Origin of the sequence: Faecalicoccus sp., assembly GCF_036552745.1 — a bacterium.
Lineage (GTDB): Bacteria > Bacillota_I > Bacilli_A > Erysipelotrichales > Erysipelotrichaceae > Faecalicoccus.
Window position 1 is genome coordinate 1 of record NZ_JAXKBY010000169.1, and the last position, 13,441, is coordinate 13,441.

15 protein-coding genes are annotated in these 13,441 nt (G+C 39.3%); 14 read left to right on the top strand and 1 reads right to left on the bottom strand.

Annotated elements, in window-relative coordinates:
* Positions 1 to 158 precede the first annotated feature (158 nt).
* Positions 159 to 899: a tRNA lysidine(34) synthetase gene (locus U0M88_RS08070; protein WP_331869495.1), complete on the bottom strand. Its 741-nt coding sequence runs from the start codon at positions 897 to 899 to the stop codon at positions 159 to 161.
* Positions 900 to 978: 79 nt separating this feature from the next.
* On the opposite strand from U0M88_RS08070, the gene truB reads away from it, so the two are divergent.
* The 14 genes from truB to U0M88_RS08140 form a co-directional block, all read left to right on the top strand.
* Positions 979 to 1,809 carry a tRNA pseudouridine(55) synthase TruB gene (gene truB, locus U0M88_RS08075; protein WP_331869496.1) on the top strand — a complete coding sequence of 277 codons (831 nt, stop codon included), beginning with the start codon at positions 979 to 981 and terminating at the stop codon, positions 1,807 to 1,809.
* Entirely contained in the window at positions 1,809 to 2,762 is a 954-nt protein-coding gene (gene ribF, locus U0M88_RS08080; protein ID WP_331869497.1) for a riboflavin biosynthesis protein RibF, read from the top strand. The genes truB and ribF overlap by 1 nt, the downstream gene beginning before the upstream one ends.
* A gap of 60 nt (positions 2,763 to 2,822) precedes the next feature.
* The gene (locus U0M88_RS08085) at positions 2,823 to 3,155 is read left to right on the top strand and encodes an Asp23/Gls24 family envelope stress response protein (RefSeq protein ID WP_022789057.1); all 333 of its coding nucleotides are present in this window, start codon (positions 2,823 to 2,825) and stop codon (positions 3,153 to 3,155) included.
* 40 nt (positions 3,156 to 3,195) lie between these two features.
* Positions 3,196 to 4,098 carry a 5'-nucleotidase gene (locus U0M88_RS08090; protein WP_317395203.1) on the top strand — a complete coding sequence of 301 codons (903 nt, stop codon included), beginning with the start codon at positions 3,196 to 3,198 and terminating at the stop codon, positions 4,096 to 4,098.
* Positions 4,095 to 4,472, top strand: coding sequence for a transcription antitermination factor NusB (gene nusB / locus U0M88_RS08095; RefSeq protein WP_022789059.1), 378 nt, complete (start codon positions 4,095 to 4,097; stop codon positions 4,470 to 4,472). Before U0M88_RS08090 ends, nusB begins: the two co-directional genes overlap by 4 nt.
* Positions 4,469 to 5,821 carry an exodeoxyribonuclease VII large subunit gene (gene xseA / locus U0M88_RS08100; RefSeq protein ID WP_331869498.1) on the top strand — a complete coding sequence of 451 codons (1,353 nt, stop codon included), beginning with the start codon at positions 4,469 to 4,471 and terminating at the stop codon, positions 5,819 to 5,821. Before nusB ends, xseA begins: the two co-directional genes overlap by 4 nt.
* The gene (gene xseB / locus U0M88_RS08105; RefSeq protein WP_022789061.1) at positions 5,803 to 6,018 is read left to right on the top strand and encodes an exodeoxyribonuclease VII small subunit; all 216 of its coding nucleotides are present in this window, start codon (positions 5,803 to 5,805) and stop codon (positions 6,016 to 6,018) included. The genes xseA and xseB overlap by 19 nt, the downstream gene beginning before the upstream one ends.
* Positions 6,008 to 6,853 carry a polyprenyl synthetase family protein gene (locus U0M88_RS08110; RefSeq protein WP_331869499.1) on the top strand — a complete coding sequence of 282 codons (846 nt, stop codon included), beginning with the start codon at positions 6,008 to 6,010 and terminating at the stop codon, positions 6,851 to 6,853. Before xseB ends, U0M88_RS08110 begins: the two co-directional genes overlap by 11 nt.
* A 20-nt stretch (positions 6,854 to 6,873) precedes the next feature.
* A complete protein-coding gene (gene dxs / locus U0M88_RS08115; RefSeq protein WP_317395209.1) occupies positions 6,874 to 8,727 on the top strand; it encodes a 1-deoxy-D-xylulose-5-phosphate synthase in 1,854 nt (617 codons plus the stop codon).
* Positions 8,720 to 9,442 carry a TlyA family RNA methyltransferase gene (locus tag U0M88_RS08120; protein WP_331869500.1) on the top strand — a complete coding sequence of 241 codons (723 nt, stop codon included), beginning with the start codon at positions 8,720 to 8,722 and terminating at the stop codon, positions 9,440 to 9,442. Before dxs ends, U0M88_RS08120 begins: the two co-directional genes overlap by 8 nt.
* On the top strand, positions 9,423 to 11,096 hold the full coding sequence (gene recN, locus U0M88_RS08125) for a DNA repair protein RecN (RefSeq protein ID WP_331869501.1): 1,674 nt from the start codon (positions 9,423 to 9,425) through the stop codon (positions 11,094 to 11,096). Before U0M88_RS08120 ends, recN begins: the two co-directional genes overlap by 20 nt.
* Positions 11,089 to 12,261, top strand: coding sequence for a DNA polymerase IV (gene dinB, locus U0M88_RS08130; RefSeq protein ID WP_331869502.1), 1,173 nt, complete (start codon positions 11,089 to 11,091; stop codon positions 12,259 to 12,261). The genes recN and dinB overlap by 8 nt, the downstream gene beginning before the upstream one ends.
* Positions 12,242 to 12,907, top strand: coding sequence for a tRNA1(Val) (adenine(37)-N6)-methyltransferase (locus U0M88_RS08135; protein WP_331869503.1), 666 nt, complete (start codon positions 12,242 to 12,244; stop codon positions 12,905 to 12,907). Before dinB ends, U0M88_RS08135 begins: the two co-directional genes overlap by 20 nt.
* A 12-nt stretch (positions 12,908 to 12,919) precedes the next feature.
* On the top strand, positions 12,920 to 13,441 hold a 522-nt coding region (locus U0M88_RS08140), incomplete at its 3' end, for a site-specific integrase (protein WP_331869504.1).

The following is a 13,441-nucleotide window of genomic DNA, read 5'->3' on the forward strand; positions in this document are numbered from 1 at the left end:
AAGAAGCCTTTGCGATTCGATATCATATGGGCTTTTCCAATGACGATCCGGCTAAAAATGTCGGCTATACCTTTGAGCATTTTCCATTGGCCTTTGCCTTGAGTACGGCGGATATGGAAGCTACGTATTTCTGTGATGAACAACAATAAGAAAACCGGCTAGCTGCCGGTTTTGTCTTTTCCCCATAAAGAAACTTGTTCTAAGTTGGATAAGGCATGCAGGAAGTTATCCTGTGCCTGTGGATATTTTCGATAAAATTGATGGAGCAGTTCTTTCATTTCCTGACGTTGGGTCACTCCATCATTAGGACAGACTCGCCGTACAGCCGGAATTTCATTATTTTTACAAATATCAATGATTTCCTGTTCTTTTAAATAGATCATCGGTCGAATCATAAACATATCCATTCGTGACATATACTGTTTTGGTTGAAAAGTGGCAATCTTTGAGCCGTGTACCATATTCAACAATAAGGTTTCAATCGCATCATCGCCATGATGTCCCAAGGCAATCTTGTTGCAGCCAAACTCTTTGGCTTTATCAAACAATACTCCCTTTTTTAAAGTGGAACAAAGGGAACATTGAATCTTTCCTTTGTTGTTGGGGTGTAATTTAAGAATATCAAAAATCTTTGTCTTTTCGATATGAAGATCAAGATTATATTGCTTGGCAAAATCCTTCATCTTTTCATGCTCAAAGTCTTCAAAACCTACATCAACATGAATTCCGCAAAGTGAAAAGGGATGAGGGGCAAATTTTTGATACATCGATAAGGCGACAAACAACAACATGCTGTCTTTTCCACCGCTGAGGGCCACACAAATCTTATCGTTGTCTTCTATCAAACCAAAGTCTTGATCCGCTTTGCGGATCGCACGTAACACAGACTGAATTTTCATAAAGTTTTCCTTTCTTTCTTTGGCATTATATCATTTGCATAACAATTTAAAAATAAGTACAATGGACTAAGGTGATGAAATGGATGGAATTTTGATCGTAAATAAACCGGCAGGCATGACCAGCCATGATGTGGTCAATCGATTACGTAAAATTTTACAAACCAAAAAAATTGGACATACAGGAACCTTAGATCCACAGGCTACCGGTGTTTTAGTGGTACTGGTAGGAAAAGCTTGTAAGATATTACAATTTTTAAACGATACTGATAAAACGTATCGAGCCGGTATTCAACTGGGATATGCTACGGATACCATGGATGTCTTTGGAAATATTACACAGGAAAAAGAAGTGAACTTAGACTTTGATTTTGAAGAGGTATTGAAAACATTTCAAGGCAAGATTTCTCAGCTTGTACCGATGACATCCGCAAAGAAGATCCATGGCAAAAAACTGATGGAATATCAAAGACAAAATATTGAGATCGAACCAATCTATCAGGATGTCGAAATATATTCGATTCGTGCTTTAAATGTGCAAGATCTAACTTTTGAAGTGCATTGTTCCAGCGGTACTTATGTTCGAAGCATTTGTTATGAATTTGCGAAAAAGACAAATAATGAAGGGTGTATGAAAAGCCTGGAGCGCATACGTGTGGGTCGTTTTTCCATTGAGCAGGCACAAAGTTTGGAAGAAATCGAAGCCTTGCCCCATTTTTATCCGATCGAGGATTTGCTTTCCCACATTCCACGCATTGATATGAACGATATACAAGATGTGCTACATGGTAAAAAGCTGTGCATTTCAAATCAAAAATCGGATCTGGTTTGTATCTATCATCAACAAAAGTCGCTTGCCATTTATGAAAGAGTCGATGGTGATTTATATGCATCTAAAAGGGGGTTATGGTAATGCAGGTATATACGATTGATCATAACGCATTACCACACTTGAAAGACAGTGTTGCCTGTATTGGTTTTTTCGATGGCTTTCATAAGGGACACCAGGCTTTGGTAAAGGCTTGTAAAGAAGAGGCAAAAAAGCTGGGACTGTTAAGTGCCATCATTACCTTTGATCCCGATCCCTGGGTGTTATTTCATCCTACACGAGTCATTGAACATATCACGCCTTTAGAGGATAAAATCGAGCTGGCCAGCCATATGGGTGTCGATGCTTTTTATATTCTGAAGTTTACCAGAGATTTTGCTTCGTTAGATACATCGCAGTTTCATACGCTTCTTTCCAATCTGCATGTTAAATCACTGGTCTGTGGTTTTGATTTTCGATATGCAATCAAGAATGAAGGAAATACTGAGACGCTTCTAAAACAAGATCTTTTTTCCGTTCATGTGGTTGATGCGATCTTAGATCCGATCGAAAAGATTTCCAGCACGCGCATTGAAACTGCCTTAAAGGAGGGAAGAGTATTCGATGCGGCCCAAATGCTGGGCTATGGGTACTCGATCGATGGAATAGTTGAACATGGCTATCATCGTGGGACTTCTTTACTGCAGATTCCGACGGCCAATTTAAAGCTGTCCAGAGAATTTATCGTACCTTTCGGCGGCGTTTATGCAGGCCTTAGCCACTATAAAGGCATGCTTTATCCAACTATGATCAATATTGGCACCAATCCAACATTTAAAAATAAAAATATGAGTATAGAGGCCCATCTGATTTCCTTTCATGGTGATTTATATGGACAAACTTTGCGTTTATTCTTTATCGATCGCATTCGTCCCGAACAGCGCTTTGATGGAATCGATGCACTAAAAAGTCAGCTTCACCATGATATTGATGAAACATTGTCTTTGTTACAGAAACAGAAAGAGCTTGTCGAAAATACTTATAGGCTTTGGGGATAAAGGACTTTCAGTAATGCTTGAATTTTGGTATAATTGTTGTTAGAAATGAGGGTGATTGATATGGCACAAGAATATATCACATTAGAAAACAGCAGTAATCTGGGAACTGTACGTTTAAATAAAAGTGTTTTTACTTCCATTGCGTTAAACGTGATCGAAGAGGATGAAAACGTAAAGCTGGCAGAAACGACACGCTTGCGTAATTCCAATACATTGTCTTCGGAAATTCATGATAATCAATTAACAATGAACATTCCTGTTCAAATTAACTACAAGGCAAACGTTTCTGATGTTTGCGCCAATCTTCAACACAAGATCTTTGAAAGTATTTCTTATATGACCGGTTTACAGCCTTCCTCCATTGAGGTACAGGTTGTCGGATTTATCTTTTAAGGAATCTTCGGATTCCTTTTTTTAAAAAGAAAGGAGAACTATGGCAGTATCATTTGATGAATATCTTGTAGTGGGCATATCCAGCCGTGCTTTGTTCAATCTGGAAAAGGAGAACGAGGTTTTTGAAACACAGGGACTGGATGCATATCGTGAATATCAATTATCCCATGAGGATGAGATTTTAGAGCCGGGAACGGGCTTTACATTAGTTAATAATTTACTATCGATCAATGAAAAAACCGGTAAAAAGCTGGTGGAAGTCATCGTCATGTCCAGAAACTCGGCTGAGACATCGTTACGAATCATTAATTCTTTAGATCATTATGGTTTAGATATCAATCGAATGGCAATGAGCGGTGGAGAGAATATTTCGCGTTACTTAAAGGCCTTTGGCGTGGATTTGTTTTTATCCTCCAATGAGTTTGATGTCAGTGATGCGATCAATAATGGCTTTGCGGCCGGTCTTGTTTATAACACGGATCAAATTTATCGTACTGATAATGATCAGATTCGTATCGCCTTTGATGCCGATGCGGTTTTGTTTTCGGCGGAAAGTGAAAAGATCTTTCAGGAAAAAGGCTTAGATGCGTTTGTGAAAAACGAGATAGAAAATCAGGATCGGGCTTTAAAAAAAGGTCCTTTGGCAAAATTCTTGTTATGTCTTGCCAATCTGCAACAAAACACAAGAGAATATCAACTGATTCGTACTGCTATTGTAACCTCAAGAGATAAAAACAGTGGAAGACGTGTGTTGAAAACATTACGAAAATGGAATATTGATGTAGATGAAGTCTTCTTCTTACAAGGTGCCAATAAAGCAACTATCTTAAAAAGCTTTGGCGCTAATATCTTTTTTGATGATCAAGATGTACATGGGCTTTCGGCCAGTGAAGTTGTACCGAGCGCCAGAGTGCCCTATAAGAAAGGACAGGAACCAAAATGAATCGACATGAACAACGAGTAATTGCTTTAGAAACTATTTATCAAAACCTTCTTTTAAAAAAGGATATCCGGAAAGCTTTGTTTGAGTGTACGCACGGGCAAAATGAGATCGATCCTTTTTTATACACTTTGACCATTGATTTGATGGATAAAAAAACTGCCTATCGCAAGGATATCGAATCTCGCCTGCGGGATGATTGGACCTTTGATCGGTTGAGTCTTCTGGAACAAACGATCTTGCTGATGGCCTATCAGGAATTCTATGTGATCCAGACACCCAAAGCTGTTGTCATCGATGAAGCTATCAACCTGGCTAAAGCGTATTGTGATGATTCCAGTTATAAGCTGATCAATGGAATCTTGGATCAGCTATGAAAGAAGAACGCGTTGTCCTTGTTTCCTCCGTATTGCAGCGAATCAAAGTCATCTTAACGCAAACCTTTGATTTCTCAACCGTATGGATTCAGGGAGAAATCAGCAATCTGACAAAGCATCGTTCTGGACATTATTACTTTTCCTTAAAGGATTCCCGTGGAGAAATGAGTTGTGTGATGTTTTCTAGCTATGTCAAACATCTGGATTTTTCATTGAATGAGGGCATGAATGTACAAGTACAGGGAAGTGTCAATGTCTATGAAGTGCGAGGCTCCTTACAACTTTATGTCAAGCGTATTCGACAAGATGGAATGGGCGCTTTGTTTTTAGAATACCAGAAGCGCTATAAACGATTATTGGAAGAAGGATACTTTGATCAAAGTCGTAAAAAAGAAAAACCGGAATGGTTTGAACATGTAGCCATCATTACGGCTAAAGAAGGAGCCGCCTTGCAGGATGCGCTTAAAACGATCCAAAGACGATGGCCGATGTTGAAGGCAACCTTGTATCCGGCTTATGTACAGGGAAAATTGGCGCCGGCTTCCTTGATCAAACAAATACAAAAGGCGGATCAAAAAGGGTATGATGCTTTACTCATCATTCGTGGTGGGGGAAGCTTTGAGGATTTATTTTGTTTTAATGATGAAGAACTTGTCAAAACTCTCTATCAGTGTAAAACCTATACGGTCAGTGGAGTAGGACACGAAGTGGATACGACTTTATGTGATTTGGTTTGTGATCATCGTGCAGTAACTCCCACAGCAGCGGCACAATGGATAACACCCGATCAACATGAAATTATTGAACAGTTAACCTTGAAAACCAAACAGCTGGAGCTATCCATGAAACATATCTTTGAACGCTATCGGCAACAATATCAGCTGCTTCAACAAAATCCGTATTTAAAAGAACCACTTTCCTGGGCCTATGAAAAACAACTGAAACTGGATTCTATGCATCAGGCGTTGGAACAAACGGCCTTGCAATGGATTTCCAGAAAGGAAATCCTACATCAACGAAAACAGGAAATATCTTACCAGCTTCAAAAGAAGATGGAATTTGCCTTCACTTCGATGCAGTATAAAGAGCAGCAGTTAGAAGAGCGCATGCATCAATTTAAGCGGTCCAGAAAGCAGCAATTGGAAAAGAATGCGGCATTATTGGACGCGTTTAGTCCTTTAAAGACATTATCCCGCGGCTATTCCATTGCGACAAAGGACAACAACATTATCAAAAGTATTCAACAGGTGCAAAAACAAGATGCGTTGCAGCTGCAGGTAGAGGATGGCTGTATTCATGTCAGCGTCACAGATAAGGAGGAAAAGGAGCTATGGCACAAAAAAAATTAAAATTTCAGGAAGCCATGAAGCGATTGGATGAAATCGTAAATGCGTTAAATCAAAATGATCTGGATTTAGAAGAGGCCATGTCACTCTTTGAAGAAGGATTAAAACTTTCCAAACAATGTTCAGATCAGTTAAAGACCTTTGAAGATCGAATGGATCAGTTGTTACACCAACAAGAGGAGACAAACGATGAACAATAAAGACTTTGAAGATTATTTGCGCCAACAAGCTACAGTTGGTCTTCCTTCACGTACCAAAGAAGCAATGACATATTCATTGATGAATGGAGGAAAACGTATTCGTCCGCTGATCTTATTTAGTCTTTTAAAAGACTATGGATTTAAAGAACAGTTAGGCTATCCCTGTGGCTGTGCCATTGAGATGATTCACACCTACTCTTTGATTCATGATGATCTGCCCTGTATGGATGATGATGATCTACGACGGGGAAAACCAAGCTGCCATAAAGCCTATGATGAGGCAACTGCTGTTTTAGCCGGCGATGCACTTTTAACTAGAGCGTTTCAAGTCGTATTGGAATCCCAGTGCTCATCAGAAAAGAAATGTGCTCTGGTTTCTAAACTTAGTGAATATGCCGGAATCGATGGAATGATCTACGGACAAGATTTGGATATGAAAGCAGAAACGCTAACCGATGCACATTTTGAAGATCTTCAGGAAATTGAAGTGTATAAAACTGCCAAGCTATTGACATTGCCTATGGTATGTGCAGCTATTTTAGCAGATAAAGAACAGGATATACCAGTTTTAAAAGAAATTGGAGTGCATCTAGGTATCCAATTTCAGGTACAGGATGATATTTTAGATGTAACAAGTTCTGCCACTGCTTTAGGAAAATCGACAAGTGATACGAAAAATAATAAATTGACGGCGGTATCGCTATTAGGATTAGAAGAATCACAAAACTTAGTGACAAAGCTGGATCAACAAATCCAAAGTTTGTTAAATGATTTATCAACATCCACATCATCCTTTCAGAAAATCTTAGATTTTTTAATTCATCGAACCTGTTAAAAGAAAAGAGGTAAAAAGCTATGCGTCTATACGATATTGAATCACCGGATCAGATTCGATCTTTGACAATACCACAATTAAATGCTTTGGCTGAGGACATTCGTCATTTTTTGATTCATTCGATTTCGAAGACCGGCGGCCATTTATCCAGCAATTTAGGTATCGTAGAGACAACGATTGCCATGCATTATGTATTTCACGGACCACAGGATAAAATGATCTTTGACGTGGGGCATCAAGCCTATGTACATAAGATTTTGACCGGACGATCGACTTTATTTCCTACACTTCGTCAATTAGATGGACTTTCTGGGTTTCAAAAGCGCAAGGAAAGTGTTTATGACTGTTGGGAAGCCGGGCATTCCTCGACATCTTTAAGTGCGGCTTTAGGCTATGCAGCGGCAAGAGATATCTTACATCAGGATTATAATGTCGTAGCATTGATTGGAGATGGAGCGATTACCAGTGGTATGAGCATGGAGGCTTTAAATGATATCGGCGCACAAAAGCGAAAGATGATCATTATTTTTAATGACAATAATATGTCTATTTCCAAAAATCATGGTGGCATGGAAAAACGGATTACCTCGATCCGCAGCTCACGTGTTTATCGAAATGTAAAACAGGATGTAAAGGGAAGTCTGGATCATAATAAATTTGGGACAGAAACCTTAAAGTTTATGACGGCTTTTCGAGATCGCTTAAAAAAAGGGTTGATCGATGCACCTTTATTTGAAGAATTTAACTTAGACTATATGGGACCGGTCAATGGGCATAATATTGCCGAATTGATCAAGGTTTTTGAAACTGCCAAAGAACATGATGGACCGATCGTTGTGCATGTTCGAACAAAAAAAGGAAAAGGATACAGCTTTGCCGAGCAAGATACGGTGGGAAAATGGCACGGTGTATCGCCATTTAATATTGCGACCGGGCAGTCCTTGATGAAGCTGCCGCCAAATGAAAAAAGCTGGTCACAGATCATCAGCGATGCCTTGATACAGCTTGCCAAAAAGGATCCAAAGATCGTTGCGATCACACCGGCTATGGCACAGGGAAGCAAGTTGATGAAGTTTGCGAAGATGTTTCCTGATCGATTCTTTGACTGTGGTATTGCCGAACAACATGCGATCACGATGGCTTGCGGTATGTCCTTAGGCGGACTGCATCCTTTTGTCAGCGTGTATTCCTCTTTTCTTCAGAGAGCTTATGATCAGATGAACCATGATCTGGCGCGTATGAATCTTCCGGTTGTTGTAGGTATTGATCGTGCCGGTCTTGTCGGTGATGATGGGGAGACCCATCAGGGTGTTTTTGATATTGCGATGTTACGAAGCATTCCTAATCTGATTCTTTCGCAGCCAAAAGATGCCAAAGAAGCGTATGATCTTATATATACTGCTTTTACATCCGGTAAACCTTTCTGTATTCGTTATCCACGTGGACAGGCCATGGTTCCGGAAGCGATCACTTTTGACTCGATTCCGATTGGATCATGGACCAAGAAACAGTTTGGTTTACATCCAAAGGGAATCATCATTGCCTATGGGCCGGATGTAGAGCGCATAGAACATACGGTGCAGGAAAATGAATATGAGATGATTGTTGTCAATGCACGCTTCTTTAAACCCATCGACGAACATCTTTTAACTTCTTTATTGAATTTGAATTTGCCAATCTATGTTTTTGAAACGGATGTAACGATAGGTGGTTTATCCAGTGCCATTCTGGAGTTCCAAAATCAATATAAAAATAAAATCCATATTTTGGGAATTTCAGATCACTTTGTCGAACATGGATCAATTCGTGCATTACGCAAAAAAGAGCATATCGATCTGGAGTCGTTGTTTAAGGAAATTGATGCTCATGAATAAGGTGCGTTTGGATGTAGCCTGTGTTGCGTTAGGAAAAACACGCACAAAATCACAAGATTTGATTAAGGATGGCAAGGTCAAGGTCAATGGAAAAGTGATTTCAAAGCCTAGTACTCTGGTCTTAGAATCCGATTCGGTTGAAATCGATGATGCGGATACCTATGTTTCCAGAGGGGCTTATAAACTAAAGGGTTGTTTAGATTCTCTTGCCATCGATCTTAGAAATCAGATTTGTTTGGATATTGGTGCCAGTACCGGCGGCTTTACCCAGGTTTGTCTGGATAAAGGTGCTAAAAAAGTCTATGCCCTGGATGTTGGTCATTTACAACTGGATCCTTTATTAGATCAGGATGCCCGTGTGATCAAAATGGAGGGGCGTAATGCTCGTTATATTGAAACTTCCTGGTTTGAAGATTCGATTGATTTTCTATGTATGGATGTCAGTTTTATCTCTTGTAAGACCATATTAGAACCGGTATTTTCTAAACTAAAGCCTGAACATTGTGCTATATTGATCAAACCACAGTTTGAATGTGGCCCGCAATACTTAAATACAAAAGGTGTTTTAAAAAGTGAAAAGATAAGAAATAAGATCGTGGAAGACATAAAACATTTTGTCTTACAAACATATCAAGATGTTGTCGTAGAAAAAAGTCAGATTCAGGGACGTCACGGCAACCAGGAATATATGCTTTATGCGAGAGGAAGAAGGTGACAAAATGATTGAACAGCTTATGGTAAAGGATTACATACTATTTGAATCGGCGTTGATTGATTATAATACAGGCATGAGCGTTATAACCGGGGAAACCGGTGCCGGAAAGAGCCTTTTAATCGATGCGATCGGTTATCTGATGGGAAATCGTATTCAGGGGAATATCATCCGCAAGGGAAAAGAAAAATGTATCTTACAGATGGTTTTAAGCAAACCTTCCCCGGCCGTTTGCCAACAGTTGGAAGACAATGGTTTTGAAGTTGATGATGTTTTGATCATCCAAAGAACCATCAACCAACAACAAAAGAGCACGATTCGTATTAACCAGCAGATCACGACCAATCATTTTGTCCGCCAGATTGTTTCTCAGATCGTTGATATTCATTCGCAACAAGATACCTTTTATTTAATGGATTCTTCTGTTCAACTGGATTTGTTGGATCAATATGCACAGACACTTGATTTAAGAAAAAAGACAAAAGAAGCTTATCATCTCTATCATCAGGCTTTACAGACATATTCTGATACCAAGGAAAAACAGTTGAGTGCAGATCAATTAGACCTTTATACAGCACAACTCAATGAAATTGAAGAAATCTGGATGCCGCAGGAAGAATATGACCAGCTGCAAAATAAGATTCAAGAACAATCGCGCGCTCAAAAAACAATTGAAGATTTATCCGAGTGCATTTATCTATTGGATCATGAGAATGGTTTAAGCGATCAACTTTACACATTCTATAAAAAGCTGCAGTCAATCCAGACATTTACTGATTCCGAAAGCTATGTTCATGATGCATATTATCAAGTCATGGAAATATCGGAACAACTAAAAAAAGAGAAAGATCGTATCTTGCAGGATGCGGAAAATCTGGATCAGTTACAAGATCAGCAGTATCGATTAAAAAAAGCTATTCGAAAATATGGCGGTTCTTTAGAAGCCATGGCGCAAAGAAAACAGGAAATCATGGATCAGATCGATCTGATTTTGCATCGTGAGGATCTCTTAGAAAAGTTGAAAAAAGATTTGGATGCGAAAAAAGAAGCTTATGATACGCTTGCGTTGGAACTATCACAAAAGCGACAACGTGTCTTTAAAAAATTAAGTACATCCTTAGAAACACATTTCAAAGATTTGATGCTGGAACATGCTCGCTTTCAGGTGGCCTGCAATCCCAAATCAGCCGGTGCTACGGGAATCGATGATATTGAATTTCAGGTATCTATGAATCCCGGACAACCTTTCACTTCTTTAAAACAGTCGGCATCCGGCGGAGAGCTTTCTCGTTTGATGTTGGCATTAAAAGTGGTCTTTCATTCCAAAGAAGATACGCAGACACTGATTTTTGATGAAATCGATACCGGTGTCAGCGGGAAGGTTGCCTTTAAGATGGGAGAAAAGATGCATGCCTTATCAAAACAATATCAGGTTCTTTGTATCACACATTTAGCCAGTGTTGCGGCCTGGGCCGATACGCATTATCGTGTAGTAAAAGAAGTGCTTGGACAAGAAAGTCAGACAAAAGTGGAGTCATTAAATGCTTCACAAACAATCGACGAACTGGCGATGATGACAAGCGGACAGATCAGTTCTCGTTCTCAAAATGCGGCTTTGGAGTTAAAAGAGCGTATTCAGGAGATCCTGCATGGCTAGAGTGTTGTTTCATGTGGATTTGAATGCGTTTTTTGCCTCCTGTGAAGAGTTGAAAAATCCTTCTTTAAAAGGCAATCCTATGGCGGTTGGTTCACTTTCCAAGCGAGGTGTATTATCTACGGCCAATTATGCAGCCAGAAAAGAAGGTGTGCATTCAGCTATGCCGGTCTATGAAGCTTTACGAAAGTGTCCTTCTTTGATCATCGTTCAGGGAGATTATCAATACTATCGATCGGTCAGCGCTCAGTTTTTTGAGTTTTTACGTCAATACACGATGCTTTTAGAACCTTGTAGTATTGATGAATGTTTTATGGATGTGACCGACGTTATTGCACGTTATAAGCGCCCTTTGGATTTAGCTTTTGAAATTCAGGATGAATTGATTGAGCGCCTGGGATTGAGTGTGTCTATCGGTGTCGCACCGACTCGTTTTCTGGCAAAAATGGCCAGTGATATGAAAAAGCCAAGAGGTATTACAGTTTTAAGAAAGGCCGAAATTGAACAAAAGCTTTATCCTTTACCCATCGAAGCTATTGTCGGATTAGGTAAGAAAACTGTTCCTTTGTTAAAGGAAAAGGGAATTACAACGATTGGTGAACTTGCTGATAAGAAAAACGAGAGTCTGGTTCTTCAAATTCTGGGAAGAAACGGTTATGCGCTTTTACAAAAGGTGCATGGACAGAGCAGCGATCAACTCCAAGTTTCCAGCACACGTAAAAGTATTTCTCTTTCCAGAACCTATGAACAAGATTTTTATACAATGGATGAAGTTTTGGTTCAGGCTCGTTATCTGACTCAGCATTTATGCGATAAAATGATACGAGAGCATCAGATGGGACAGCTTGTATCGGTATCCTTGCGTGATACGGAATTTCACAACATCGTTCGCTCCCAGAATTTAGGACAATATACCAATCAGTTTCCACTGATCTATCAGGCAGTATCCAATTTGATCGAAGAAAATTTTGAACCGATTGGATATCGTCATATCGGAATTCATGTCGGTTCGATCAAAGATCAGGAGAAAATCCTGCATCAACCTTCCATTTTCGAAGTTCCGCAACATGATACAGACTGGATCTTAAACAAACTGAATCGAAAGATGGATCAACAAGTATTTATGAAAGCGAGTGACCTTTTAAAAGATGGAAATCAACAAAAGTGACTTACGACTGGACTATTTCTTAGACAAAGAGCGTCCTTTATATCAACATCCAAAGCATTTTCACTTTAATACCGATACCAAATTATTAGCTAATTTCTGTACGATTCGAAAAGGAGAACGAATTTTAGATATCGGCTGTAATAATGGTGCTTTATTATATGCGTGTGATCAATATGATGTAAAAGAGCTTGTTGGTGTTGAGGTTTTTGACGAAGCGTGTCTGGTTGCACGATATAATGTTGAGCATTTTTTCAAGCATCCTACCAAGATCGTATGTTGTAGAGTGCAGGAATATCAGGATGAACCTTTTGATGTGATCGTATCCAATCCACCATATTTTAAGGTTGATGCGACCCATCCTGATATTTCCATGGATCCCAGACAAAATGGACGTGTAGAAGTGCATTTGACTTTAGAAGAGTTGATTAGAAATGCTTCTCGTCTTTTAAAAAGTAACGGGCGTTTTTATTTTGTCCATCGTCCAAATCGCTTCAATGATATCTGTAAGCTTTTATACCAGTATCATTTTCAAATACAAAGTATGCAGGTGGCATACGATCAAAATGTGGCGAAGTCTTTACTGATGGAAGCGCGAAAAGAATCGGGATGCGACTGCAAGATACTTCAACCTTATTTTATAAAGTGATAAGATAGTACTATGAATATCAGGGAAGCATATGATGACTACATCATGCAACTAAAAGTGATTGAAAATAAGTCTTTGAATACGATAGAGAGCTATCAGAGAAATTTGAATGTCTATTTAAAGTATTTAAATGATCATGCGATTACGGATATGGAACAAATTCATGTACAAATCGTAGAAAACTTTTTGATGACGTATATGGATACACATGCGGCGGCAAGTGGGAATCAGATGCTGTCGTGTATCAAGGGCTTTCATGCTTATACGGTATTGAATCATCCAACGATCAAGGATCCGGCTGTTTCGATCCGTGGCTTTCAACAAAGTAAGCATTTACCGGTTTACTGTACCAAACAAGATTTAGAAACGCTTTTTGCCTCTTTTGATCAAAGCGATAAAGGCATTTATGAAAAAACGATCTTGGAGGTACTCTATGGCTGTGGACTGCGTGTCAGTGAACTTTGTACCCTTACGACCACTCAAATTCATTATGATGAAAAGATCCTGCGAATTCACGGAAAAGGAGATAAAGAA